The 26,190-nt window shown below is 37.4% G+C and carries 23 protein-coding genes; 10 read left to right on the plus strand and 13 right to left on the minus strand.

What is annotated here, in order from left to right:
• Nucleotides 1-130 precede the first annotated feature (130 nt).
• From KO505_RS14780 to fldB, 6 genes are all read right to left on the minus strand, one after another.
• Entirely contained in the window at nt 131-1,423 is a 1,293-nt protein-coding gene (locus KO505_RS14780; protein ID WP_216056229.1) for an NAD(P)/FAD-dependent oxidoreductase, read from the minus strand.
• A 239-nt stretch (nt 1,424-1,662) separates the two neighbouring features.
• Nucleotides 1,663-2,367: a hypothetical protein gene (locus KO505_RS14785; RefSeq protein WP_216056230.1), complete on the minus strand. Its 705-nt coding sequence runs from the start codon at nt 2,365-2,367 to the stop codon at nt 1,663-1,665.
• A 316-nt stretch (nt 2,368-2,683) separates the two neighbouring features.
• A complete protein-coding gene (locus tag KO505_RS14790) occupies nt 2,684-4,705 on the minus strand; it encodes a TIGR03545 family protein (protein ID WP_216056231.1) in 2,022 nt (673 codons plus the stop codon).
• Nucleotides 4,702-5,214, minus strand: coding sequence for a TIGR03546 family protein (locus KO505_RS14795; RefSeq protein WP_216056232.1), 513 nt, complete (start codon nt 5,212-5,214; stop codon nt 4,702-4,704). The genes KO505_RS14790 and KO505_RS14795 overlap by 4 nt, the downstream gene beginning before the upstream one ends.
• A gap of 162 nt (nt 5,215-5,376) precedes the next feature.
• The gene (locus tag KO505_RS14800) at nt 5,377-5,763 is read right to left on the minus strand and encodes a tautomerase family protein (protein WP_216056233.1); all 387 of its coding nucleotides are present in this window, start codon (nt 5,761-5,763) and stop codon (nt 5,377-5,379) included.
• A 52-nt stretch (nt 5,764-5,815) separates the two neighbouring features.
• On the minus strand, nt 5,816-6,352 hold the full coding sequence (gene fldB, locus KO505_RS14805) for a flavodoxin FldB (RefSeq protein ID WP_216056234.1): 537 nt from the start codon (nt 6,350-6,352) through the stop codon (nt 5,816-5,818).
• 118 nt (nt 6,353-6,470) lie between these two features.
• Between fldB and xerD the strand changes: the two genes are divergently transcribed.
• The 3 genes from xerD to recJ all read left to right on the plus strand — a co-directional run bounded on the left by xerD (nt 6,471) and on the right by recJ (nt 10,124).
• On the plus strand, nt 6,471-7,373 hold the full coding sequence (xerD, locus tag KO505_RS14810; protein WP_216056235.1) for a site-specific tyrosine recombinase XerD: 903 nt from the start codon (nt 6,471-6,473) through the stop codon (nt 7,371-7,373).
• A 152-nt stretch (nt 7,374-7,525) separates the two neighbouring features.
• Nucleotides 7,526-8,236, plus strand: coding sequence for a bifunctional protein-disulfide isomerase/oxidoreductase DsbC (gene dsbC, locus KO505_RS14815; RefSeq protein ID WP_216056236.1), 711 nt, complete (start codon nt 7,526-7,528; stop codon nt 8,234-8,236).
• Between the two features lie 151 nt (nt 8,237-8,387).
• A complete protein-coding gene (gene recJ, locus KO505_RS14820) occupies nt 8,388-10,124 on the plus strand; it encodes a single-stranded-DNA-specific exonuclease RecJ (RefSeq protein ID WP_216056237.1) in 1,737 nt (578 codons plus the stop codon).
• 39 nt (nt 10,125-10,163) lie between these two features.
• Here the strand turns inward: recJ and KO505_RS17445 are convergent, their stop codons facing one another.
• The 3 genes from KO505_RS17445 to KO505_RS14835 are packed head-to-tail and all read right to left on the minus strand — an operon-like array spanning nt 10,164 to nt 13,260.
• Nucleotides 10,164-11,234: a site-2 protease family protein gene (locus KO505_RS17445; RefSeq protein WP_216056238.1), complete on the minus strand. Its 1,071-nt coding sequence runs from the start codon at nt 11,232-11,234 to the stop codon at nt 10,164-10,166.
• Between the two features lie 54 nt (nt 11,235-11,288).
• The gene (locus KO505_RS14830; protein WP_216056239.1) at nt 11,289-12,545 is read right to left on the minus strand and encodes an FtsX-like permease family protein; all 1,257 of its coding nucleotides are present in this window, start codon (nt 12,543-12,545) and stop codon (nt 11,289-11,291) included.
• Entirely contained in the window at nt 12,535-13,260 is a 726-nt protein-coding gene (locus KO505_RS14835) for an ABC transporter ATP-binding protein (RefSeq protein WP_216056240.1), read from the minus strand. The genes KO505_RS14830 and KO505_RS14835 overlap by 11 nt, the downstream gene beginning before the upstream one ends.
• Before the next feature lie 184 nt (nt 13,261-13,444).
• On the opposite strand from KO505_RS14835, the gene KO505_RS14840 reads away from it, so the two are divergent.
• The 3 genes from KO505_RS14840 to KO505_RS14850 all read left to right on the plus strand — a co-directional run bounded on the left by KO505_RS14840 (nt 13,445) and on the right by KO505_RS14850 (nt 15,700).
• Nucleotides 13,445-14,494, plus strand: coding sequence for a patatin-like phospholipase family protein (locus KO505_RS14840; protein ID WP_216056241.1), 1,050 nt, complete (start codon nt 13,445-13,447; stop codon nt 14,492-14,494).
• Between the two features lie 33 nt (nt 14,495-14,527).
• The gene (locus tag KO505_RS14845; protein ID WP_216056242.1) at nt 14,528-14,911 is read left to right on the plus strand and encodes a YkgJ family cysteine cluster protein; all 384 of its coding nucleotides are present in this window, start codon (nt 14,528-14,530) and stop codon (nt 14,909-14,911) included.
• A 63-nt stretch (nt 14,912-14,974) separates the two neighbouring features.
• On the plus strand, nt 14,975-15,700 hold the full coding sequence (locus tag KO505_RS14850) for an SDR family NAD(P)-dependent oxidoreductase (protein WP_216056243.1): 726 nt from the start codon (nt 14,975-14,977) through the stop codon (nt 15,698-15,700).
• 99 nt (nt 15,701-15,799) lie between these two features.
• Here the strand turns inward: KO505_RS14850 and KO505_RS14855 are convergent, their stop codons facing one another.
• Nucleotides 15,800-17,974: a S46 family peptidase gene (locus tag KO505_RS14855; protein WP_216056244.1), complete on the minus strand. Its 2,175-nt coding sequence runs from the start codon at nt 17,972-17,974 to the stop codon at nt 15,800-15,802.
• A 246-nt stretch (nt 17,975-18,220) separates the two neighbouring features.
• On the opposite strand from KO505_RS14855, the gene KO505_RS14860 reads away from it, so the two are divergent.
• Nucleotides 18,221-19,123 carry an amidohydrolase gene (locus KO505_RS14860; protein WP_216056245.1) on the plus strand — a complete coding sequence of 301 codons (903 nt, stop codon included), beginning with the start codon at nt 18,221-18,223 and terminating at the stop codon, nt 19,121-19,123.
• Nucleotides 19,124-19,157: 34 nt separating this feature from the next.
• Here KO505_RS14860 and KO505_RS14865 read toward each other — a convergent pair whose 3' ends face one another.
• The 3 genes from KO505_RS14865 to KO505_RS14875 form a co-directional block, all read right to left on the minus strand.
• Complete coding sequence (locus KO505_RS14865; RefSeq protein WP_216056246.1) at nt 19,158-20,333, minus strand: mandelate racemase/muconate lactonizing enzyme family protein; 1,176 nt, start codon at nt 20,331-20,333, stop codon at nt 19,158-19,160.
• A gap of 51 nt (nt 20,334-20,384) precedes the next feature.
• On the minus strand, nt 20,385-21,155 hold the full coding sequence (locus tag KO505_RS14870) for a class II aldolase/adducin family protein (RefSeq protein ID WP_216056247.1): 771 nt from the start codon (nt 21,153-21,155) through the stop codon (nt 20,385-20,387).
• Nucleotides 21,156-21,391: 236 nt separating this feature from the next.
• A complete protein-coding gene (locus KO505_RS14875; RefSeq protein WP_252731818.1) occupies nt 21,392-22,003 on the minus strand; it encodes a malate synthase in 612 nt (203 codons plus the stop codon).
• A gap of 118 nt (nt 22,004-22,121) precedes the next feature.
• On the opposite strand from KO505_RS14875, the gene KO505_RS14880 reads away from it, so the two are divergent.
• From KO505_RS14880 to KO505_RS14890, 3 genes are all read left to right on the plus strand, one after another.
• On the plus strand, nt 22,122-23,642 hold the full coding sequence (locus KO505_RS14880) for a DUF3612 domain-containing protein (protein WP_216056248.1): 1,521 nt from the start codon (nt 22,122-22,124) through the stop codon (nt 23,640-23,642).
• 106 nt (nt 23,643-23,748) lie between these two features.
• Entirely contained in the window at nt 23,749-25,524 is a 1,776-nt protein-coding gene (locus KO505_RS14885; RefSeq protein WP_216056249.1) for a diguanylate cyclase, read from the plus strand.
• 262 nt (nt 25,525-25,786) lie between these two features.
• The gene (locus KO505_RS14890) at nt 25,787-26,185 is read left to right on the plus strand and encodes a hypothetical protein (protein WP_216056250.1); all 399 of its coding nucleotides are present in this window, start codon (nt 25,787-25,789) and stop codon (nt 26,183-26,185) included.
• The last annotated feature ends 5 nt before the right edge of the window (nt 26,186-26,190 follow it).

The following is a 26,190-nucleotide window of genomic DNA, read 5'->3' on the forward strand; positions in this document are numbered from 1 at the left end:
ATTAATTCCAACATAATGGCTATGTATTTTGGTTAGTTAAATAAAAACTATCCGTTCATCTTTAGTTCAGCTAAATGCAATTTCACAGAAAGATAACTGAACTAAAAACTCGAAACAAAAACCTAATCACTTAGTGAAGTTTCAATTTAGTTCCCACCAAATTGCTCACCTTCCTGCTAAGTAATACTAGAATCCCTTTAAACCAGCCATGAACCGCAAACTGATGCATGTTGTACAAGGTGATATATACTAATCTAGCTAGCTTGCCTTCAATAAACATACTGCTATTAGACAGACTGCCCATTAACGATCCTACCGTGCTGTATTTGCTTAAATGGACTAATGAGCCGTAATCCTTGTAAGTATAAGTTTTTAGCGGCTTATCCTTAAATGTATTGATAAGGTTGGTTGCCACAAGTGATGCCATTTGGTGTGCGGATTGCGCTCTTGGTGGAACCCAAGTACCATCCTCTTGTTTAAACCCACAGCAATCGCCTAACACATAAATATCGCCATCTACTGTACTTTTTAACTCCGGCGTCACTAACACTTGCTGCGCACTATTAGTTTCAAATAAATTTAACTGCTGTAAAAAATCGGGGGCTTTAACCCCAGCGGCCCATACCATTAAATCTGCTTCTATTAATTTGTCATCGTTAGTGACAAATCCAGATTTTTCAGCTTTTGATACTCGAGTAGACTCTAATACTTGAATACCAAGTTTACGTAAAGCACCACGAGCAGAGTTAGCTATGCGTTCAGGTAAGGCTGGCAATATGCGTTCTCCAGCTTCGATTATCGATATGCTTAAACGTTCGGCTGACATGTTTGGCATCCCGTATGAACGAGCTAAATTAGCAATATGATGTAACTGTGCCGCCAACTCCGTTCCCGTTGCCCCACCACCAACAATAGCAACATTGAGTGTTTTCTGTGTATCATCAACTTGATTAAGTTTAAGCAGTTGATTGAGCAGTGCTTTATGAAATCTCTCAGCTTGAGCCAAAGAATCTAAAAAGTACGCGTATTCACTGATCCCTGGCGTATTAAAGTCATTACTTACACTGCCAATCGCTAATACTAAATAATCATATTTAATGTGACGTTCAGGTATAAGTAATTCCCCTTCACTGTCAAATACAGAATCCAACTTTATAGATTTATTAATTGGATCAATATGACTCATCGAGCCTAATTGGAATTTATATTTAAAACGCGCAGCATGGATTTGGTAATCAACACCGTCTGAATTTTTGTCGATAACCCCCGCGGCGACTTCATGTAACAATGGTTTCCAAACATGCGTAGTTTGGCGGTCTACTAACGTAATCTCCGCCATTCCTTTTTTACCTAAGGTTTTGCTTAAACGACTAACAAGCTCTAAGCCACCCGCACCTCCGCCTACAATGACAATTTTCTGCATGATATTTCCTAAAGTTTAAATAAAAGGAGGTTGCGCCTGCGGTGAGTAGGAGAAGAGAAGATGTGCTGTATGAAAAATAACGTTGAATCGAGAACACAATGACCGCAATTAAATTAAGCAATGAAATGATTATGACTTATTTAATTAAAATTAACTACCAGAGCCAAGCAGCTATCATCTTAGTTCTGTGTGGAAATATGTACAATATAAAACAGATTGATTGAACGGCGTTACCACCATTATTTACTATTGTTTTGTTTGTTTCTATCATTGAGAAATTCCCTTAAATCAGGCGTCGGTTGGCATCGTACCGTTCCACCAAATAAACCAGACATAACAACCACTGCAGTATTTAATGCATTATCACAGATGACTTTCGAAATTCGAGGTGCCCCCATTGTTCCTGTGTTATCTATGCTATTACCAAATTGCGGTACCGCTACTGCTTTATGTTTGGCCGCAACAATTGAGCTACTGCCGTTTGGAAAACGTTGATTCATCGATATCGAATCTTGCCATTTGGATAAATACTTTTTACTTGCCAAGTTTAACTCTGCAATATTTATAGGTGTTGCCGGTTCCGGTTCATTAACATCAGATTCTACTTGTTGATTATGATTGCTTTTCTCAAGGTCAGTCGTGGAATTCAATTTAGAAATTGACTCTTTTTCTGTTGCTGTGGATATCGTTTTTAGACTTTGTATTTTTATTTCTTCATTTTTTACTTTTTGAACTTCAGGAATTTGCAGCTTCATAAAATCAGGTTTACTAGACATCGTTTTATATACTAAACGAGCGTTGATGATAGGAGTATTAGTATGATTATTAGGATATTCCACACGTACTTTAATGATGTGATGAGAGGCCAAAAAAAACAGCGCCAAGTGGAACAAAATAGAGATTAATATAGGTTTAATATACCGACGGCTTGCTCTGGATTCCATTCTCATTCTATTAAGTTATATAAAACCTAATACTCATATTGGCTTAGTTATTGAGTTAGTTATTGAGTTAGTATTTTGATTAGCGTCTCCTTAGTTAATTAATAAGTTATTTTGGTAAAATCCAAAAAGCTGACTATTAAGCAAAGATTATCCGCTAAGTATAAGTAAGGCTATGAACAAAGCATAAAGTTCAAACATAGTAGTTTTCAATTTAATCTTCATTAAATTAAAGTAACTCACTTATCTATAAGCAAAAAAAAGCCCTTTTATTGTTGAAAAAAAGGGCTTGGTATTAATATTTAATTCTTTGCTTAAACTAGCCAAATATCTTTTTAAGTTTTTCTTTGGCTTTACGTTCTAACTCTTTTCGTTTTTCTTCCGCCTCAGCTTTTGCCTTAGCCTCTGCTTTGGCTTTTTCAGCTTCAAGCTTGGCTTTAGCTCTTTCTTCTTCTGCATTTAATTTCGCTTTTTCAGCTTCAAGTTTTTCTTTAGCTCTTTGTTCTTCTGCTTCAGCTTTAGCCCTTAATTCTGCTTCTTTCGCCGCCGCTTCAGCTTTTAATTGATCTTCATAACTTGAAAGCTTAGCTTTACCTAATTTTTCTAATGCTTTGCCTTTATCTTTTAAGCTGCCTTCCGTTAAATTAAGCGCTTTTAGTTGCTCAGTATATTTTCCGCCATAAGATAAAAGTTTATCGTTTAACTTTTCTTTAAGTTTGTTCTCAAGTTCAGCTTGTTTTTCATCTAAACGCTGATCAAACGCAACTTTCAACTGATTATCTAAGTCACTTTTTAATGAAACACTTGGACTAGTTACCGCACCTTCTGCTGACATTGAAACCGTGAATTGCTCTACACTTTTAAGTGCCGCAACCATTTCTTTAGCAAACGTATTTGTTTTTTTACTACCAAACTTGGTTTGGTTGAAAAGGCCTTTACCCACTAAATTCATTTGTTCATCAACAAAAACAACCTTTCCTTGAACATTCGTATTACTCGAAAGCAGTGTTAACCCAGCTACTCCTAGTTTTAAATTATTCAATTGCCACTGTTTTAAATCCAAACTAAACGAATCTGAGCCTGTTGAGGTTCGGTGATCTAATACCCCCGTAATAGCTAAGCTAGATATATCTTTAAGGTTTTGTCCTGTAACCCATAACTTAATCGGAGCATTAATGACATCTTGTTGCTGAGTGATATCTTGCACCTTTACAATAACCTGACCCAATGACCCTGAATCTTGTGGGAATTCAGGTAGAGTCAAACTAAAACTTAACGTTTTTATCCAGAAATCAGGCAATGGGTTATCCGACTTAAAGTGCACCAAACGACCGTTTAAACGTTGGTCCAATAACGCTTGTTTTTCAGCTTTAGCTTCATCATCGACTAATAAAGGTCTTAACTTTTCATAATAACTTAAAGCCGTTTCTGCATATCCACCAGCGTCTTCTCCAAACAGTAACGCGGCTAAGTTACTTGCCCCAACGCCATCTAAGGTATACTTACCCTTTAAGTTAGTTAAGTCTTGTTTTGGCGCATCTTTAAGTTGAGACCACTTTTGTTCTAAATCAGCTTTACCATTCTTAACAGCCATTTTGGCGTCTGCAATGGCCTGCTTGTCCTTTTTAAATTGAGCTTTTAACGCATCGAATTCTTTTTTCCGTTGTTTAAAGTCGTCCACACTTTTGAATTTACCTTTTAATATACGATTTAAATCTGCTTCATAATTTTTAAGGCCTTGTTCGTTGGGTAAGCTAGATATCGCATCATCAATGGCTTTTTTATGTAGCTTGTAGGCACCTTCAAATGCTTCACCGTGTACACTGGTTAATAACGTCTCACGATTAAGGATCTCGTCGGCTGAAGGGAGAACTTGACTATCAGCGGTTGAGTCAGATTCGGTCACATTTTCAGTCGCGCTGTCCTCGTCTAATTTATCTTTTTCAACTTCCACTTGCTGTTCATTTGAATCAAAGCTTAATGCACCAGAGTATTGCCTTGTTGTTCCTATCCCAACACCAGACAACTTAACATCAGGAATGATGATATGACCCAATAATAACGGGAAAGGCTCTAAGGTAGCCACCGCAGTGTCGAAGCTGACCAAGTTTTCCATTGGTGCATCTTTATCAGCAACTTGCACTCCTGTGATGGTCAACGACAATGGACTAAAACCTAAACTTATCTCTTCAACATTAACCTGAGCACCAACCGCTTCACTGCCATACTTTTCAACCGCCATTTTCATTAACGGTCCTATTGCTAACAACCATAACGCAGCAATAAGTCCAACAACAACGACAAAACCAGCTAACCCTGACCATCGAATCCATTTCATCATGATAGCTCTCCCAGTTTTTCGTAGGCTTTATAAAATTTACTCGCTTTAATCATTTTACTGATCTGCAACTTCTCGAACCACTTCATTAAACGCTCACGGTAAACACTTATGATTATTCTGCTTACGATTACCATAGGGATAAATAACACGGATGCGGTAACTACGCTGCCTAATAATAATGTGTGGTTAAATTTGAAAGCTCGCCAAACATCGCTTTGATATAAACCGGTCCATAAAGATGTTAGATCTGGATTGTTAAGCAGTGACTCACCAACTGATATCATTAAAGGGTCGACAATAAATGCAATTAACGTGAAGACCGCACTACCTAAAAAGAATGCGCCAAGGTTTACTCGGATAACACATACTAAAAATAAAATAATGAGATTATGTAAACTAAAAAATGGGGTTAAACCAACAAAAAGTGCAAATGCAAAGCCAAGCGAAATTTGCCCAGGAGATGCATCACCATTAAGCAGCTTGAGAAACTTGGCCAGTAAATTGAACATGAAAACATCCTTACCTTTATTAGTTAAATAGCGTGTAGAGCATTATTGATTGATTCCAATCGTGATGAAAAGACTTACTGCAACTGATTAAATATCAAAGATATATGTAGATCAACTACTCAAATTATTATGTTTATTGTAAACGGACTTTGAATAAAAAGATCAAACATTTACTTTATATTTAAGATCATTCACTTCATCACCGGTCATGCCTCGAAATCCCCATTGGTGCGGCGCTTGTTCTTTTATCGTGATCTCTATATCAACAGGTGAAATGGATAACTCTCGCTCAATATCGATAAAAAGAGCGTTAATTAATTGTTTCTGAGTTTCAACTTTGCGCCCCGTCATCATGTTAATTTCGATGACAGTATAGGCATCACTACGGCCACTAGGATAATAAAAGTCGTCACATTCCATAGGTATAAAACGTTGTGCTCTTTTATCTTCCGGCATACCTAACACCTTTGACATACATTGATGGATAACGTCTGAAAGTTGTGCTTTTATTGGGTTTAATTTTTCTTTAATTCCATAAATAACAATCATAGTAATTCCTTTTAATTAAACAGCAAAATCAGCTGATAGAAACCTTATCTGATTAAGACATTTCGGTAAGCAGTTGCTCACACCAATCCGCGATGCGTTTTTCAGTTAAGTCATATTGGCCTTCATCATCTAAAGCCAGTCCAACAAAATGAGATTTATCTGCAGTTAATGCTTTGGATGCAATAAACTCATAATCATCCCCATTTGGCCAATATCCAATTGGGCTCGCCCCTTGATTGATACATACATCATGCAACATACCTAATGCATCTTGAAACCACTCAGCATAACCTTCTTGGTCACCAAGCCCAAACAAAGCTATGGTTTTACCATTTAAGTTTAAGTTTTCAACATCGGCCCACTGGCTTTCCCAATCTTCCTGCAGTTCACCAAAGTCCCAAGTAGAAATCCCAAAGATTAAATAATCAAACCCTTGACTTGCATCCACTGCGTTCTCTAATGGCGTATCTTTAATGTTAAAAATTTCCACCACAGGGACATCAAATAATTCATTTAATTTAGTTTGGATTTTTTCAGACGCAATTTCGGTATAACAGGTGGTCGAACCGTAAAACAAGCCAATTTTCATATCATACTCATTGGAAAAGAAATTAGGGTAAAGTAATAACAAAAGTTATTACTAGGAAAACGGCGGCAAGTTTAGCAAAATGCTAATTACAAAACACGCCTAGGGATCATTAAATTTAGTGTTAAATTTACAGCAACAAAACGATGTTAACATTACCCTCTTTTTAGAGCACCTTTGGTTAGAAAAGGGATTGAGTGATAATACGTTAGCTGCTTATAAAAACGATCTAAACCAATTTAATCTTTACCTCGTTGAACAAAACTTATCATTAGCTAATTGTGAAGAAAGTGCCATTGAAGGTTTTGTTGCCCAGCGAATCGACAAAGGGGTTAAACACAGGTCTAACGCCCGCGCGTTAAGTGCTATCAAACGTTTATTCAAATATTTAATCGTACTCAAGGTCAGAGAGGATAACCCCACAGCGTTAACCAAAGCACCCAAGCTTGGTAAAAGCATTCCCAAAGTATTGTCTGAGCAAGACGTGACAGCATTGCTAACCTGTCAGAATTTAGAAATACCAATCGAATTTAGAGACAAAGCTATGCTGGAACTACTCTACGCTACAGGTTTGCGAGTAACCGAATTAATCAGTTTACGCCTTGACAATATAAGTCTGACTCAAAATATTGTTCGCGTTGTGGGCAAAGGCCAAAAAGAACGTTTAGTACCCATGGGAGAAATAGCCGCAGATTGGTTACAAAAATACATTAGTTATGAAAGACCACAATTATTAACAAACGACTCTGATGTATTATTTCCATCAAGGCGTGGCAACATGATGACCAGACAAGCTTTTTGGCATCGTATAAAATTTTATGCATTAATGTCTGGGATTAAAGTACATTTGTCCCCACATACATTACGTCATGCTTTTGCGACGCACTTACTCAATCACGGCGCTGATTTGCGAGTAGTTCAAATGTTATTAGGCCATAGTGACCTTTCAACGACACAAATTTATACTCATGTCGCTAAAGAAAGGTTAAAATCTTTACACTTAGAGCATCATCCCAGAGGGTAAGTCCTTTCATAATTGTGATTAATGTGGACAATATGAAACTTAAATTGATCATTTACGGTCTACCTCTACTGAATCATATTTTTAAACGGATTAACGTTAACTTATTTACCTTTAATGCGGTGAAGTAAACAACAGGAACAACTATGTATCTTATGAAAAAATTAATTACCTTTTTGTCTGCAGCGAGTATTTTATTAGCTTCAAGCTCTGCATTTTCGGCTGCGGATAGTAATGCTGCTATCAAAAGTAAACTACTTAACCTTGGTCTAGAAGCAAGTAAGATTATCGACTCACCTATGCCAGGCCTAAAAGAAGTCACGACTAACCGCGGTATTTTTTATACGTCAGCGGACGGCCAATTTTTTATCGCCGGCCGTTTGTTCGATATTAATAACGGCATGAAAAACTTAACTGAAAACGCAATGAATGAATTACGCATTAATGGCGTTGAAAGTTTTAAAGATTCTATGATTGTTTACCCTGCAAAAAATGAAAAATATAAAATTACTGTTTTTACTGATACGACATGTGGTTATTGTCGTAAGTTGCATGGTCAAATGAGTGAATACAATGACTTAGGTATTACAGTACAGTATTTAGCGTTTCCTCGAGGTGGTTTAAATAGTCGTTCCTTTTATGACATCCAATCTGTTTGGTGTGCTGATGATCAACAAAAAGCGATGACGGCATCAAAAAATGGTGAAAGCGTTAAACCTGCTAATTGCAGTGCTCCAATTTCGGCACATTACGAATTAGGCCAAGCAGCCGGAGTAAATGGCACCCCTGCAATTGTTCTTGATGATGGCACTATGATCCCAGGTTATAAACCACCAAGTGATTTAATCCAATTGTTAGCGCAGTAAATTTCGATTCGTTCCATAAGATTTGAGCCGTAACTAAATACCTAAGTTACGGCATTATTTTTAGCTTTTTTAGTAAAGCGTCTAATTTTAACTTTTGTACTAACTTTTAAAGTTAACTTTCTACAACAATATCCGTGATATAAGTCCTTCTATGCTGAATATTAAACGCCGCAATACTGACACTGACTTATCTGGCCTTGCCGGATTCCACCCTATCATTCAAAAAGTCTATGCAGGGCGAGGTATTACACATTCAGAACAAATTAAACGTTCCGCAGCTGAGTTATTACCTGTATTCACTATGAAAGGTATTGACCAAGCGGCTGCATTATTAACCGATGCGTTAAACCAACAGTTGCGCATTATTATTGTTGGTGACTTTGATGCGGACGGTGCCACTAGTACCGCATTAATGGTATTGGGGTTAACAAAATTAGGTTTCAAAAATGTAACATTTAAAGTACCAAACCGCTTTGAATATGGTTATGGCCTAAGTCCTCAATTAAGCCAAGAGATCATTAACCAAGGTACAGACCTTATCATTACAGTAGATAACGGCATATCTTGTATGGAAGGTGTTGCGTTAGCTAAAAACGCGGGCATTAAAGTGATAGTAACGGACCATCATTTACCAGGTAAAGCGTTACCTAATGCCGATGCCATTATTAACCCTAACCAACCTGAGTGTGAATTTGCCAGCAAAAACTTGGCTGGGGTTGGTGTGGCATTTTATTTATTGTTAGGTTTACGTTCTCATCTTAGAACCATCAATTGGTTTCAACAAAACAATGTGCCAGAACCGAACTTAGCTGAGCTGTTAGATTTAGTAGCACTGGGAACCGTTGCCGACGTAGTTCCGCTAGACAGTAATAATCGTATCTTGGTTCATCAAGGTCTGGCTCGGATTAAAAAGGGGGTTTGTCGTCCCGGCATCAAAGCCATCATGCAACTCAGTAATAAAGATGCCAGTAAAGCCAAAGCATCTGATTTTGGTTTTGTCATTGGCCCTAGATTAAATGCTGCAGGCCGTTTAGATGATATGGCGTTTGGTATTCGTTGTTTGTTAACGGAAAACATGGGCGCAGCCTTAAATATGGCTGAAGACTTGAACTCATTAAACAACGAAAGAAAAGAAATTGAACAAGGCATGCGTATTGAAGCAGAAGCGGCTGTTAATACCATTTCAATTACTAGCGGTAACTTGCCTCACGGTATCTGTGTTTATGAAGAAAACTGGCATCAAGGTGTTATCGGCATCGTCGCTGGTCGCGTCAAAGATAAGTTCTACCGCCCTACTATTGCTTTTGCACAAGGTGACTTTGATGCAAATGGTGAGTATGAATTAAAAGGCTCAGCCCGTTCTATTCAAGGTGTACATATCCGTGATGTATTAGATCAAGTATCGACTCAAAACCCAGGCTTAATCCTAAAGTTTGGTGGGCATGCTATGGCGGCAGGTTTATCAATAAAACAGTCCAACTTAAACAAATTTAAACACGCATTTGACCTTGTTGTGTTATCACACCTAAGTGAAGAAGTGTTAACTCAAGTCACCCTAACGGATGGCTCATTACCGAGTGAATGTTTAACTAAGGAATTTTGCCAGCAATTAGACTTAGCAGGCCCTTGGGGACAGACTTTTGCCGAACCTACTTTTGATGACAAATTTGAAATTATTAACCAACGTTTAGTTGGTGGAAAACACCTTAAGTTAGTATTAACTAACAATGATGGGTTAGTATTTGATGCGATACATTTTAATTCAGACCTAAACGTTTGGCCTAACCCCAATATAAAATACGCCCATTTGGTGTATCAGCTCGATATCAATGAGTTTAGAGGTGAATCCAATTTACAGTTAATGATCCGAGAAATAGAGCCAGTTTAATCTCTGGCTCTAAACATGTTTTCATTTATTAGCGGTTATTTAAGACTTCAATATGGTGGTCGCCAGTTCAGAGCCCGGCAAACCAGAACTGGCTATGGCGAGAATGATACCAACAAACACCACGACGGTTATCAGATACCATACTAGAGAAAATACCGAACTATACCTGTCCATGCCTTCAATGGTTTGAGTCTTAAATTCTTTATAACTAAACAGCAAATCAATCACACCTAACACAATAAAGAAGCTGATCAGGCTTAATCCAAACGTCATTGATAAGGCAAACACTGCTGCAGACATTACCAATAAACCAATATACTGCCATTTAGAACGGCCTGAGAATACGATTGACTTAACTACTTGTCCGCCATCTAATGGCATGACAGGCAATAAGTTAAATATATTAACAAGCGCACTGACTGATGCTAATAAGCCAATCCAATGCGACTGAGTGGCCAAAAAGATAAGATAAAAAACAACACTCATGGCCAAACCAAAGGTGGGTCCCATCATGGCAATAAATACTTGCTGCCAATGTGTTTTGGCTTTGTCACCTACGGCCACACCTCCAACAAATGGAATAAGGTAAAAACCTTTGGTTTTCATGCCCATTTTTTTCATAGCCCAAACATGACCATATTCATGGAACATGATCACCGCAATCAACACCAATGCAAATTGCCAACTAAAAATAATGCTCCAGCCCGCCAAAGCTGAACCGGCCAACAGTACTTTCACTGCCTTAGCGCTTTTCATTAATTTAAACCCAATCGCAAAGGCGCCAATTAAATGAGAAGGCTTTTTATCTATTTTATTGTCAACGTTTTTAAAGGCTTTATCCATCACCTCTTTAGTCGTTGTTTCTCCACTGTAGAGAACTTCGGCATTACGAAGTAGCTGGTACTCCCCCTTGCCGCTAGTAATACCTAGTTGATACGTTAACAACAGATCCCCTAAAGCTGCATGATGTATTTGATATTCACTGGATGTTTTAAAGTTACGTTTCTCTTCAATTAACTCGTCATTGATAGTTAATTGTTCTTTGCCTGTAATGCTCGACCCCGATAACTTAAATTGATAACCCTGATACTCAAATTCAAATAAAACCACTGTCTTTCCTTTTATGACCTTTGCAGTCAATTTCCAAATTATTTACTTAGCCAATTATTTAACTAGCAAACCTGTTTGCAATGCATTTTTATAAGCGTTAATCGCTGGTAAAAGCCCCATAATTAAACTCACCACCAGTACACTTGCGACAATAGAATAAACATCGTCTCCCCAGAATTTCACATCAATGAAAATTCCATAATGAGCGGATAAGATTGGGGCTGCAACTATGCTAACTCCCCAGACCATCACTAAAGCTAGTAATAAACTGATCAAGGTTAATACTAAAACTTCTAATTCTATTAGACAGAATACAAACCATGGACTTGCCCCTAACGCTCTTAAAATAGATATCTCGCGGCTACGCTCACGCATGGAGGCCAATAACATAGTGCTCATGCCCAATAAAGTAGCCAACAAAACAAGGACCGATATAAGCAATAATACTTTTTCCATACTTGCCATCATTTGCCATAACTCTGTTAAAGCAACGCCAGGTATAATCGCCATTAATGGCTCTTGTTTGTATTCATTAACAAACTTCTGCATAAATAGGGTTGCGAATTTAGCTTTGACACCAACTAATACCGCACTGACTTTTTCAACATCTTCATGGGCATGATGTTCATGTTCTAAATGTGTATCACCCGATTCAATGGCATGCTCTTTATCGTGCATCACTTCAAGACCCGATAAACTAATGTGCAAAGTTTGATCTATAGGCGTTCCGGTAAATTCTAAAATGCCAGACACTGTAAATTTCACATGATCATGATGACTAAAACTGGTGACACCAACACCATGAGACAAGACCAACTCTTGTCCTAACGTATATCCTAGCTTTTCTGCAATGCCTGCACCCAATACAACTTGTGCGCTATCAAACGCGTCGGCAACAAAAGCTTGGCCTTGTGCCATTTTTAAAGACTGCTTATTACCGTATTTAAATACATCAAAATATTGAGTGGTGGTGCCTAAAACTGGGTAACCTTTGTGTGAATCTCCCAAAGATATAGGTATCGCCCAGCTGACATGTTTTTGATGTTTAATAGCTTGGTAAGACGGCCAACTGACCGAATTACTGACGTAGCCAATTCTGAATACTGAGGCTAATAACAAATTCAGCTGGCCGGTTCTAGCGCCAACAATTAAGTCCACTCCTGAAACGGTTCTGCCAAAACTGGTTTTGGCTTGGCTCGTTATTTGTTTCACCGCTAACAATACAAACAAACTTGTGGCCACCGATAAGATAGTTAACCAAGCAGTGACTCGTCGGCTTATTAAACTGTTAATCGCAATTTTAATAAACATCGCCTTGCTCCTTTTGAACTTGAACTGCGGCTTGGTTTAACTCTGACATGGTGACTTCTGAGTCAAAGTAACTTACTAACGAAGTATCATGGCTGACAAACAGCAAAGTACAGTTGGTGTTATTCACTAATTCAAATAACAATTGTAAAAATGCGGACTTGCTTTGCGCATCCAATGCCGAGGTCGGTTCATCAGCAATTAGTATTTCGGGTTCATTAATCATGGCTCTTATAATTGCCACTCGTTGCTGTTGACCTACGCTAAGTTCACTGGCTTGTTTGGATAAAATAGAAAGCGGTAAATTTAATTGTTCTGTTAATGATTCAATTTTATTTTGAATATTTAATTGTTCTTTTTTAGTAGCGAAATATACCGCTAGTAAAATATTATCCTTCACCGTTAAATAGGGTATGAGGTTTAATTGTTGAAAAATAACACCTACTTTTTGCGCTCTAAATTTATCTAATTCTCGCCCTGACATGTTAGTTAAGCTCTGCCCAAGCATTAATAACTCTCCAGAGTCTGGACTATTAATACCTGAGAGTAGATTTAATAACGTTGATTTTCCTGAGCCTGATGCGCCTGAAATAAACATATGCTGACGCCGAGAAACTTGCCATTGGGGAATATCTAAGACTAAGTTTTGACCATTATCATAGCTGAATTTAATATTAGAAAACTGAATTATTGGATCTGACAACGTTTGTTCGGACAAAGGAACCTCGAAAGATTTTTTCCCCTTGATAATTTCTATTGAAACTAACAATAAGAGATAAAAGAATTAGACAAAATGACAATAAAAACAAGTGACTAATTTACAATGTTTTAAAGCAAAACGCATTATCTTATGGTTAAATAACCCCAGTGGAAATTCGACTCTTTATCAAAAGGAATGGTCAGTGTTAGATATATATGTTGGGAAAAAAGCCAAGACTATTATTGAACAGCAAGGTTTAAACCAACAAGCCTTTTCTATGTTTTTAGGTGCCAGTGGTGGCCCTAAATGGTTTACTTTATTTGGCTTAGACAAGTATATATTTGGTGACTTTTTTAAAGACAGAAATCAACCTTTAGAAATGGTTGGCTCTTCTGCCGGTGCATTTCGTATTGCCTGCTTTACACAAGATGATCCTGTTGAAGCCATTTCAAAACTCGCTTATCAATATTCAGAAACTGATTTTACTGCGGATGTGACACCACAAGATTTAACCAATATGGCTGAAGATATGTTGCAACATGTATTCACCGAGCAGGGAATTTCTAATATTGTGAATAACCCCATATTTAAAGCCAATTTTATTGTGGCAAAAACAAATGGGTGTGTCGCATTTGAGAATAAGTTAGTGCAAGGTTTTGGCTTGTTAAAGTCCTTTGTTCTTAACAAAATAGACCGTAAACACTTAAATATTCAATATCAACGATTCGTTTTTCGTCATCAAGATTCAATATTAGAGATCAAAGACCCCTATCAAATTGATACTCAATATGTGAGTTTAACCGAACAGAACGTTAAAAAATCCTTATTAGCATCTGGTTCAATCCCCTTGGTTATGGGCGGTATAAAAGATATACCGGGTGCCCCGGAAGGTATGTATCGGGATGGCGGTGTTATCGATTACCATTTTGATATTAGCTTTAATAAGGGTGGGCTTATTTTATATCCTCACTTTAATAAAGATCCTAAAGCGGGTTGGTTTGATAAAAATTTACCCCGTAAGGTCAATGCCGACAATTATGATAGAACAGTGATGTTAGTACCGTCCGATCAATTCATCTATAAATTGCCTTACGGAAAAATTCCCGATAGAACTGACTTTGAAACCATGGATGCTAAAAAGCGTATCAAGTATTGGCATACCGTATTCGATGAAACTCAAAAGTTAGCAGATGAGTTTAAACGCGTTGTCGAACAACAAGATTTATCCGTGCTAAAACCTTTACCTTTTTAACGTTCATTTACCCACAAACTTGGAGTTAACAAGATGAAAGAGTGCAATCAATGTGGGAAATGTTGTGTTAAATATGGGCATAATGGTTTGTCCGTTACGGATGAAGAAATTGAAATGTGGGAGTTGTTTAACCCAGAAATAAGCGAGTATATTGTTAACGGTGAAGTCTGGTTTCATCCTAAGACTGGCAAACCAGCAGATATATGCCCTTGGTTAACTAAGTTAAAGGGGCAAGAAAAGTATATTTGTGAGATCTATTTTGACCGCCCTAACGATTGCAAGTATTACCCTACATCTATTCCTGAAATGATCAGAGATGAATGTGAAATGATAGAATCTCATGACATTACCAACATGGCAAAAGCTCAAAAAGAGTTAGATAAACTAATGGAAGACAGCCGTCCTGCTTTGCAATAAAATGGCGCTAATTCAACCTCGCCCTGTATATTTAAGCAAAGTTAATAAAAGAGTGTAATTATCATGAAACCTGTATGTATAGTCACCGGCGGTAGTTCAGGAATTGGCCAAAGTATCGTTCAAACCTTTTTAGCCAATGACTATCTGGTTTTTAATCTGGACTTAACTGAGTCAAGCTATGGTGAGTTTTGTCACTGTGATATTCGAGATCATCAAGCGGTAACCAATGTTATAAATGGAATTTGTGCTCAACATAAAGTCGATGTATTAGTCACCAGTGCGGGCATTCATTTTTCAGGCAATATAGAAAATACAACCGAACAAGAATTAGATAACGTTATCGCCATCAATGTGAAAGGCGTTTATTCTGCGGTTAAAGCGGTGTTACCTAGTATGAAGCAGCACAAAGCAGGTTCTATTATTATCATCTCTTCCGATCAAGCACTCATAGCTAAAACCAACTCTTTTGCTTATAACCTGAGTAAAGCTGGCATTGCCTCAATCGCTAAAACTACAGCATTAGATTACGCTCAATTTAATATTAGGGCCAATGCCGTTTGCCCGGGCACAATAGAAACCCCTTTGTACCATAAAGCGATTGATAGTTATTGCGAACGTTCAGGTGCTGATAAACAAACTATTCATGCCGAGGAAGCCGCATTACAACCTCTTGGACGCTTAGGGCAACCTGAAGAAGTAGCTGAATTGGTATTATTTTTAGCCAGTGACAAAGCTAAGTTTATTACGGGTAGTTTACAAGTCATTGATGGTGGTTATACCGCTCAATAAGATTAATACATGTTGATTTGAAATCAACCACCATAAAAAAAGCAGTGTTTATAAACACTGCTTTTTTCGTATATACATGAGTCTTAAATATGACTATGTTTATTTCACTATGGTCATTTCATCAATAATGTTATTGGCACCATCAATATATTCCATCACCCATAACATGTAAGGAACACTTACGTGGATAGAACGGTTATACGTTGGATCATAATCCCAATCACCAATGATAGATTCATAAACGCCATCAAAAATAAGTCCAACAAACTCGCCATTAGCATTTAATGTGGCAGAACCAGAGTTACCACCTGTGATATCTAACGTAGTTAAGTAGTTCACTGGAACTGAACCTAATGCTTCTTTTTTGTATGGTCCGTATTTTTTATCTTTTATCGCGGTGCGAATATTGTCAAATAAATCAAACTCATCATCTCCTGGTACATATTTAGCTAACATGCCCTCAAGCGTGGTAAACGGTGTGGCGGTAATCCCATCTTGTGGCGAGTAACCTTTTACATTACCGTAAGTGATTCTAAGTGAGCTATTAGCATCCGCATATACAGCTTCATTTCTGCTTTTCTTGAATGCGATCATCGCTTCCATGTATGCAGGACGAGCTTGTTGTAATTTTCCGCCGATAGCTTTTTCTTTTTCTTCCTCAATCATGTCATTATCAAATTGTGATACCGCATATTGAATGAATGGGTCATTGCTTGCTTTAAATTCATCAACTGACTTTTCCATCCAAGCTAAACGAACGTCGGTATTGGTCAATTCAGTATTTGCGTACATTGACTCAATTTGAGCCGCAACCTTGTCTAAGTCTAACCCATTTTGTAAATTGAAAAATGCATCAAATGTAGCATTACGCTGATCCACTGGTAATTGAGCGTATTCTTTTACAAAGTGCATAAATAAGGCTTTTTCTACCGTTTCGTCGAAACGTTTGTTTACCACAGCCATATATTGACCAAAACGTTTCATATCACGTTCTTGAAAACCTTGACGACGTTCAACATTCGGTTTTTGTTTTTCATGTGCTAAACGATACAGACCTTTTGCCACTCGCATCATAGTACTGCGGGTTAAGTATCCCATTACGATATCACCGTCTTGAGTTTTATTTGACTCAATGATCAGCGCGGCTAAATTATCAATCGCGTTACCATATTTAGCTTTACGTTTTTTGTCTGAATTAATCCATTTAGTCAGATCAGCGGTTAACTGTTTTTTACGATCTAACATGTCACCTTTATTAAAGCTTTCAATCATAGAGCCGTAATTTTTAGCATAATTAGCCAGTCCTGCAATCGTACTTTCGTATTTAATACGAGCTTCACTGCCATCTTCTGAGTTGGCTTTAATTACATCAATAAACTCTTCACGAAGACGTTTTGACGTTGGATACACATTTGTAAAGGTTGACTCAACTTCTACGTCAGTGCGGTAACGATTAGTTCTACCAGGGTAGCCAAGCACCATTACGTAATCGTCTTTTTCAACGCCATTGGCATTAACTTTTAAAAATGCTTTAGGTTTAAAAGGAACATTGTCGGTTGAGAAGTCAGCCGGCTGACCATCTTTATTTACATAAGCACGATAAAAAGACCAATCGCCTGTGTGACGTGGCCACATCCAGTTATCTGTATCGCCACCAAACTTACCTATATTAGAAGGCGGGGCGTAAACTAAACGTACATCACGAATTGCCAACTGTTTAATTAGAAAGTATTCAGCCCCACCATGGAAGCTATAAACATTACAGCGATAATCTTGAGACGCTTCACATTCTGCTACTAATTCTTTTTCACGTTTATCTATTGCATTAAAGTAATCAACGCCTTCTGCGCCTTTAGGGATTGAACTTTTAATGTCTTTGGTAACATCCGTTAATGATTCCGTTACATATACACGTGCACTTGGTGACGCTTGCGGTTCTTGTTCCATAGTCTTAGCAACAAAACCGTTTACCAATAAATTATTTTCTTCAGTAGAGTTATGCTGAATAGAACCATAAGCACAATGGTGGTTAGTAATAACCAAACCTTGTTCAGATAAAAACGAAGCTGAGCAACCTCCAAGACTAACAATGGCATTCATTGGAAATTGATTTAAGTCCGCCATTTTTTCTGGATCGAGTTTTAATCCTGCTGCTTTAAGTTTGTCTTTAATTTGAGCTAATTGATGTGGTTGCCACATGCCTTCATCAGCAATAGCAGAGCCAAATAATAAAGACGAGGCGATAATCCCCGTAGTTAATAATCTTGTAATCATGTTTTTCCTTGCTTGGATAGTTTTTCGTTTTGTAGTCGCCATTATTACCATAAGCGGCTGTAAAGTAATGGCTATTGCGATAAATCACAGATTGTCCAAGATAGTAAATTTGTCATTAAAAGTAGACACTATTAAATACTTAGTTAGTCGTTTAAAAAGAATACAAAAACTAATAGAAGACAGTGACTCGGCTTTACCATAAAATCAAAAATACCCAACTACGCTTTAACAACAATGTAATCACTCATGAAAATAATTGATCCACACTTACATTTATTTGATTTAAGGCTTGGTCAATATAATTGGTTAAAAACAACAGAACCTCCGTTTTGGCCTGACAAATACAAAATCCAACAAGACTTTTCAGAACAAGAGCTTATTGTGAATTCGGAACATGAGATAGTGGGGTTTGTTCATGTAGAAGCTGGGTTTAACAATCAAAAGCCAAGTGCTGAAATACAATGGTTAAACAGCACAGTTAAGCGCCCATTTAAAGCGGTTGCTTGTATTGATTTAACCCTTGAAAACAAAGCATTTAAAACAGCCGTGGATCAGCTTATGACATATCACTCTGTATCTGGTGTACGTCATATACTGGACGATAACGCTCAAGCCGTTTTGTCATTACCGCACGTACTAGAAAACTTCAAATATTTAGAACGTCATAACTTAAATTTTGATCTGCAAATGTCGATTATTGATGCGGTCTCATTACCATTAATGTTATCGGTAATAAAGGCTTGCCCTAAACTAAAAGTTATTATAAATCATGCAGGTTGGCCGCCAATCACAGACTCAAGAAGTCACTTAGTACAAAGTGAATGGTACAAAGCTTTAAAGCAACTAGCTGCATTTCCGCAATGTGCGGTTAAATGCTCTGGCTGGGAAATGGTAGACCGACACTATGACGCATTTTCTTCTGAGCAGACAAGCTGGTTATCCAGTGTAATCAATTTATGTTTACAAATGTTTGGCGAACAGCGCGTGATGTTAGCGAGTAATTTCCCTTTATGTTTATTCCATTCTAGTTACTTAGAATATTGGGACAATGTGATCAAAACGTTAAACGAATTGCCGTTAACAGAGCAAAAAAAACAGGCATTGGTTTTTAACAATGCCTGTTCTTGGTATAGCCTAAACTTAGTGTAGCCAATTATTTAAACGGCTTTTATTTAACAAACTCTTATTTTACAGTGACGTGCGGTGAGCGTTTAACCACATCATCATTTAATTCAATGCCAATTCCTGGAGTATCAGGGGCTTGGAAAAAGCCATCGACTGGTTGAGGATCTTGAATACACAACTCACGATTCCATGACTTAGTGGCATAAGTATGATGTTCATGAATTAAGAAGTTAGGTATCGCCGTTTCTAAGTGTAATGATGCAGCGGTTGCAACTGGCCCACCACAAACGTGTGCTTGTATGCGAATGTCGTAAACATCGGCATAATCACATACTTTTTTCGCTTCGGTAAAACCACCACACAAACCTACATCTGGTTGCAGTACGTCAATGCTTTGATCTTCAAAGTACGGTCTCACGTCCCAGCGGTGATACAAACGTTCTCCACCAGCAATGGGAACATTAACGTTATCAGATACTTTTTTATGCACTGCAGCATTTAAATAATTCACTGGCTCTTCGTACATCATACAACCTACTTCTTCAACAATAGCTCCCATCTGTATGGCAGATGCTGCTCCCATTAAAGAGTGTGATTCAAAGATAATATCTACATCTTCACCAACCGCATCTCTTATTGCACGTAAACGATTACCAAATAAACGCATTTGAGGTTTAGTAAATAACTTAGTGCGGTCAAAAGACGAATCGCCATTATGGTCGTAAACAATTGGATCAACCTTAACTGCGTCGTAACCTTCCGCTACAGCTTTTAATGCAGCTTGAGCATACTCTTCTGGCTCAATTAATTTCTTAATATTAACGTCCCAATCAAACTGTAATTGGCTCGCATAAGTACGTAGCTTGTCGTTGGTTTTACCACCTAATAATTGATAAACCGGAACACCAAACGCTTTGCCTTTGATATCCCACAACGCGGTGTCGATTGCACTCATCGCAGAATACAATACCGGTCCGCCACCTAAGCCCCAAAAACTTTCGCGTAACATACGGGACCATAACAATTCTGTATTAAACGGGTTAAAACCTATTAATACGGCTTCCGCGATTTCTTTAATCATAGCCGCCGCTGCACTGTGTCCCCAGTCGTATGCTAATCCAGCTTCACCAACACCTGTAATACCTTCATCTGTGTGAATACGAATGAAAACTGGATTCCATGGTGGACGTTCTGGGCAATGTATATCGAATATTTCTACATGAGTAATTTTCATTAGGCACTCTTATTAATTGTTTATTATTTACTTGTGATCATTAACTACTGATCATTGATCAAAGTCTGGATAAATGCGCTTAACTTTACGCATCATTGCGGGCCATGCTTTTTGTCCGCCGGTTAAACCTGAGTGGACAATATTGGCTTGAGCTTTTATGCCATCAACAATTGATTGATCCACCAAGATTGGAGACATGCCGGTAGACATTACTTGTATTTGGATCTGACAAGCACGAATTAAATCATACATATGCATAAAAGCATCACCTATGGTCATCCCCATAGTTAACGCACCATGATTACGTAACAACATGAAATTACTACTTCCTAGGTCATCTTGTAAACGGCGTTTTTCATCATCGTTTACCGCCAAGCCTTCGTAGTCGTGATAACTCATTGACGCTAGAGCAAACATAGAATATTGGCTTAAAGGCAATAAGCCCTCTTCAACACTGGCAACCGCAATAGTTTCATTTGTATGTACATGTAATGCACATTGATCTGCATGGCGAGCGATATGTACCGCACTGTGAATGGTGAAGCCTGCGGGGTTTATTTTAAATGGTGTATCGGGATCAACAATGTTTCCATCAATATCTATTTTAACTAAATTAGATGCCGTGATTTCATCGAAAGATAAACCAAATGCATTAATTAACAGATGATCGGTTCCTGGTATTCGAGCCGAAACATGGGTATGAATTAAGTCGTCCCAACCGTGAATGACAAACAGTCGATAACAAGCTGCAAGCTCAACTCTCGTCTGCCATTCTTGCTCTGATACTTTGCCTTTGACATCAACTAGGGGCAAATCAAACATAACAAACCTTAAACAAGTTAATAATGTTAGAACTTTAACTGACAGGCATGATTCTATAAAGAAAGAATTTCACTATGTTATGGCGTTTTAAGTATTTTTTTGGAATAGTTGGGAGAGGCAGTGTTGAAACAACAAACTAGATATAGATGAAGGTATTCGTATTAATTGCTTATATATAAATCCGGCCAAATGATGAGTCATTTGACCGGAACAGCAGAGAAATTAATGAATGTTTATTACGCTATTTTATAATCTTTTCCATCTTTATCTGTAAACGCTTTAGCGACATCAACACAACGACATAATTGGTTGCCTTCTGCATCCATAACAAGCTCGTCGTCACTACGGATCATACTAAACCAACGTTTAGCTGTTTTAACCGTTTCGTCATTTGCCGCAACTGAAGCACCAAATATTGCCTTTGTGGTTTCAACCTGAATATCATCGATTCCAGCAATATCTTTAATGCCACGCGTACCGTTTTTGTTAAAAATTAACTCAACATGAAAGCCATCATTTTTTAATACGATAGACGTTGGTTCACTTTTATGACCACTTAACGCAACAAATTGATTTGGAATGGCTAATCCACTTTTACTTCCGTCAGGGAAAAATGCTAATAAATGTTTGTAATAAATAACGTAGCTACTTACGTCTTGATGAGAGCCTTGCTCTAAAGGAAATACTTTATCTAAAAAGCTTTTTGAGTAAGTCATTAGTTCTTTTACTCGTTTTTCATTTAAGCCATTTAATATTGATACTTCTTCATTGATAAAACTATCAAACCCTAATGTTAAGTTCATTGTTTGGTTTGTCTCTTGGGTTAACGCTTTAGTTGGCATATTCATATTTAATTCCTCAAGTCTTTCTATTTATTATTAACGTTGTCTCACTGCTTGATTGTTAGAATAGATCAAACTAAACTAAAATTTCACAATAAAAATTTCACAGTGTAAATTTTACAAAATGCGACCAAATAAAAGCCTATTAAGAAAATCACATTTCCTTGGAACCAAGATCAGGAATTTGCGTAAGCGTAATAACTTAACGATTGAGGATTTGTCAGCCCGTTGTGTCAGAATTGATCCAGAGTACGCACCATCGGTGTCGTACTTATCTATGATTGAACGCGGGAAACGTGTACCTAGTATTGATATGTTAGAGGTAGTCGCAGGTGTGTTCCAAAAAAGTGCTGAGTGGTTTTTAGATGATGAACCAGATCATCAAGATATTACTCCAGACAAAGGCAGTCGTGGTGGTATTAAAGGCATGCCCCTAGAACCTAGCTTTTTATTCTCTAGTGATATTTTACAAATAGCTATTCCAGAAATGTTGTCACAAACGGGTATCTCTGGACGCCAATTTGCGCATTTGTTAATACGTGCTCATCAGGAAAATAATCAAAATCATTTTCCTGACTTAGAACGTGCAGCGGAAGAAGTTGGCCTAAAACGTATGCCATTAAGCATAGATGAACTGATAGCGATCACTAAGCAGTTAGGGTTAATGATTAAATGGTTTGATAAACCACCGGCAGAAGCGGTTGATGAATTAGGCATGCATTCAAAAAATGTAATCACTTCCTATTTTGAGCCGGCAAATAAGCTGTTTTTAAACCGAATTTTAAAAAAGTTTCCAAATCGACTTAAATATGAATTAGCGGTCCACATTGGTCATGCTGTACTTCATAATACAGATGGACTAAAAAGTGTCATGTCCGTGGGAGGCCATCAATTAAATACACAAGAGCAAATTAATCATGTGTCTTCATCCACCGTCGATCCTCAAGACATTTTGCATGCATGGCGTGACTTCGAATCTAGCTTTTTTGCAGGTGCGTTATTGTGTCCTAAAGTGCCATTTAGACAATTATTAGACCGTCACGGTTATGAAATATCCAGCCACAAAATAGCCGAGGTTTCAGCTTCTGTTGCCATGCGACGCATGACTGCCGTCTCACCTTACGCCCACTGGCATTATTTTGATGCTTATGCGCCAGGTAAATTAAAAGCAGTATACCGTGGAAATGGCATTCCTTTACCATGGGGTAATATGCGTAGCGTAGTGGATCCTTGCCAACATTGGGCTGTATTTAGAATGATTAATGCACCGACAAACGGCGCTTCTTCAGCACAACTATCTATTATGAATGTAGGTAATGAACCTAGAATATACTGCTGTGAGTCTGTAAATGTAAAAGATTTAGCCGGCAATAATCACGTATTATGTGCCGGTATTGATTTGAATCCAGCTATTGAAGCACAGGGAAAAGATGCGTTATCTATTGCTCATGATTTAAAACAGTTATGTGTTTCAAAGGGGGGCTCGTCAACACCATCAAAAGCCATTAAAAATGACTTAATGAGCGTAGCTAAAATATTAAATATTAATTGGGTAGAACGTGGAATTGAAAGCGATGCAAAACTCATTTGCTCAAGGGGTAATGTGTGCCCAAGAGACCCAAGTTGTTATGATCAAAACAATTAATAACAAATTTAGCTACGATATTATTGGTTTCATAACTTAGATATAGCAAGAGTAATCGATTTTTGTTATACCTTAACGGTTCAATATATGGGTGTGTAATATTTTAATGTATCGATTAATCTCTATAGTATTTATTATTTCATTGTTATCTTTGCAGTCTATAAATGCAAAAGAGATTGATCTTGTTACTTTTGAAACTAGCCCAATTGGAAAATATCTAAGTTATTTTCCGGAATCTGGTGACACACCATTAACATTAACTGATGCCCAAAACGTATTTAATTCCGGCCAAGTTTTTACACAAAACCGACAAACCATTTCACGTGGTGTCTATGTAGAACCAACTTGGTTTAAAACGACAATCAATAATAGAGCCTCTTTATCAACTCAATATAGACTTACAATAGAAACCCCTTGGTTAGATTATATTGATGTTTACCTCGTAAATGACTCAGGTCCACTCCAGCATATTAAAGGTGGTGACTACTTACCAATCTCTAAACAACCCATTTTTGATCGTTTTTTTGCAGTGGATATTCAGTTTGAAAAAGGATTAACGGATATCTATATCCGTATTGCAACAGAATCCGTAATGCCAGTTCCTATTAAGTTATCTACCGTTGAAGATGCAATTCATAATGCCAGCAATGATAAATTCCAGTACGGTTTTTTATATGGGATCTTGGTCGCTCTCGCTTTGTATAATGCCGTATTGTTCTTTTCTATACGAAAGCAAATATTTGGGCTGTATGCGCTCTACATATTAGGGTTTGTAGTTAATAGCTTATCTTATACAGGTTATTTTTATACCTTTTACACCACGCACCACGGTGTACACTTTCAAGACTATATGGATGTATCGTTAATGATAACTTACAGTGTCATTGGTTTGCACTTTGGTAGAGCGTTATTAGAAACAAGTAAGTATGCGCCGAGACTCAATAAAACAATTGCTACGGTATCTAATACTATTCCATTTATAATTCTAAGTTTGTTTTTAATAGATCAGTTACATTTTGCCACGCTTGTTGCTTTCTTGTTCAATACCAGTTTTGCTATTTTAACTATCATTTTAGGTGTTGTAGCTGTGAAAGCTAAAGTGAAAGTAGCAAAGATTTATCTGATTTCATCAGTAACCGCGGCTATGTGTGTCAGTTTATCCACCGCTGCGGTAGCCGGTATTTTTCCTTATAATAGTTTAACTTTTAAGGCAATTGAAGTCGGCATGGCCTTCGAAGGGATTTTATTAGCCGTGGCATTAGCCTCTCGATTTAGAGATGCACAAAGAGATAAAGAACAAGCCGAAGACTTTGCCCGCAAAGACGAACTGACTGATATATATAATCGTCGTGGTTTTAAATATGCCACCACTGAATTATTTACAAAATTTAGACAAAACAACGAGTGTTTTGGTTTATTGCTACTGGACATTGATAAGTTTAAAAATGTGAATGATGATTTCGGACATGCTACTGGTGATTTGGTCATTATTCAGGTTGCTAATTTAATAGCAAATACAGTACGTAAAATAGATATTGTTGCCCGCTGGGGGGGGGAAGAATTTATAGTATTATTGCCATTGAAAAATGAAATCGAAGCGTTAAGACTTGCTGAAGATATCCGCTCGGCCATCGAAAAATTAGATACTCGGTATTTTGACGAAAGTGTAAAAGTAACAGCAAGTATTGGTGTATGTATTACCCGTTTTGATGATGAAAATCTACTTCGTAGCGATACGGTTGTGTTTGAGAAATTAATATCAAACGCCGATCATGCCCTTTATCAAGCCAAGAAAAATGGCAGAAATAATGTCTATATTTACAATAATGAAACAGCCAATATCCGTGATTTAAAAACAGAAGGGATATTAAAAGTCACTTAATCTTCCTCCAATTGACGCTTATTTAATTTCGCACTTACCTATCTCACACTTACCCATTTCATAGCTTCAATTCGCAAAGCCCCACGTTTACATGCTCTTAAGCATTTATTTATTGTCATATGTAATTTTAAATTTCTCAAATGCCTTTCTAGAACAGTTTTATTAATCTCATTATTTTATACCTTGCAATAAATCTAAATGATAACTATTATCATTTGGATAACCTCTATTTTATCCGTATACAAACATAAGAAGCATTTATATGAAACATCAATTTTTGTGCCCTAATCATCGTCAGGAACTCATTAACAAACCAACTCGAGCATTATGCAGTTGGGCAAATACTAATGAAACAGGAGTGACTCTAGCGAGTTTAGGGCAACACTATGACGCATTGCCACATTTAGGGTGTGCGTTTGAAGTCGCGGAGATTATTCTTACTGGAAATTTTGTCGAACAGGAAAAAGCGATATCTTTACTAACTAAATCTGCACTTATTCTAGCGGCTAGTCTTGAAATCCTTGGTTATCAAGAACAACGGCTATCTGTATTACAACTTACTTTAAACCGTCTTAATAAATTACCAAATTCATCTGTATTTTTTTCAGATCAATTAAATAGTTTAAAGTTGGCGTTAAATATAAAAAAAACCTTACATTAGGAGGC

The organism is Psychrosphaera sp. F3M07 (genome assembly GCF_018860345.1).
Lineage (GTDB): Bacteria > Pseudomonadota > Gammaproteobacteria > Enterobacterales > Alteromonadaceae > Psychrosphaera > Psychrosphaera aquimarina.

Bases quoted from the DNA above. Each gene is read 5' to 3' on its own strand.
- KO505_RS14780 (WP_216056229.1), bottom strand. From the start codon at position 1,423: ATGCAGAAAATTGTCATTGTAGGCGGAGGTGCGGGTGGCTTAGAGCTT.
- KO505_RS14785 (WP_216056230.1), bottom strand. From the start codon at position 2,367: ATGGAATCCAGAGCAAGCCGTCGGTATATTAAACCTATATTAATCTCT.
- KO505_RS14790 (WP_216056231.1), bottom strand. From the start codon at position 4,705: ATGATGAAATGGATTCGATGGTCAGGGTTAGCTGGTTTTGTCGTTGTT.
- KO505_RS14795 (WP_216056232.1), bottom strand. From the start codon at position 5,214: ATGTTCAATTTACTGGCCAAGTTTCTCAAGCTGCTTAATGGTGATGCA.
- KO505_RS14800 (WP_216056233.1), bottom strand. From the start codon at position 5,763: ATGATTGTTATTTATGGAATTAAAGAAAAATTAAACCCAATAAAAGCA.
- fldB (WP_216056234.1), bottom strand. From the start codon at position 6,352: ATGAAAATTGGCTTGTTTTACGGTTCGACCACCTGTTATACCGAAATT.
- dsbC (WP_216056236.1), top strand. From the start codon at position 7,526: ATGAAAAAATTAATTACCTTTTTGTCTGCAGCGAGTATTTTATTAGCT.
- recJ (WP_216056237.1), top strand. From the start codon at position 8,388: ATGCTGAATATTAAACGCCGCAATACTGACACTGACTTATCTGGCCTT.
- KO505_RS14830 (WP_216056239.1), bottom strand. From the start codon at position 12,545: ATGTTTATTAAAATTGCGATTAACAGTTTAATAAGCCGACGAGTCACT.
- KO505_RS14845 (WP_216056242.1), top strand. From the start codon at position 14,528: ATGAAAGAGTGCAATCAATGTGGGAAATGTTGTGTTAAATATGGGCAT.
- KO505_RS14850 (WP_216056243.1), top strand. From the start codon at position 14,975: ATGAAACCTGTATGTATAGTCACCGGCGGTAGTTCAGGAATTGGCCAA.
- KO505_RS14855 (WP_216056244.1), bottom strand. From the start codon at position 17,974: ATGATTACAAGATTATTAACTACGGGGATTATCGCCTCGTCTTTATTA.
- KO505_RS14860 (WP_216056245.1), top strand. From the start codon at position 18,221: ATGAAAATAATTGATCCACACTTACATTTATTTGATTTAAGGCTTGGT.
- KO505_RS14865 (WP_216056246.1), bottom strand. From the start codon at position 20,333: ATGAAAATTACTCATGTAGAAATATTCGATATACATTGCCCAGAACGT.
- KO505_RS14870 (WP_216056247.1), bottom strand. From the start codon at position 21,155: ATGTTTGATTTGCCCCTAGTTGATGTCAAAGGCAAAGTATCAGAGCAA.
- KO505_RS14875 (WP_252731818.1), bottom strand. From the start codon at position 22,003: ATGAATATGCCAACTAAAGCGTTAACCCAAGAGACAAACCAAACAATG.
- KO505_RS14880 (WP_216056248.1), top strand. From the start codon at position 22,122: ATGCGACCAAATAAAAGCCTATTAAGAAAATCACATTTCCTTGGAACC.
- KO505_RS14885 (WP_216056249.1), top strand. From the start codon at position 23,749: ATGTATCGATTAATCTCTATAGTATTTATTATTTCATTGTTATCTTTG.
- KO505_RS14890 (WP_216056250.1), top strand. From the start codon at position 25,787: ATGAAACATCAATTTTTGTGCCCTAATCATCGTCAGGAACTCATTAAC.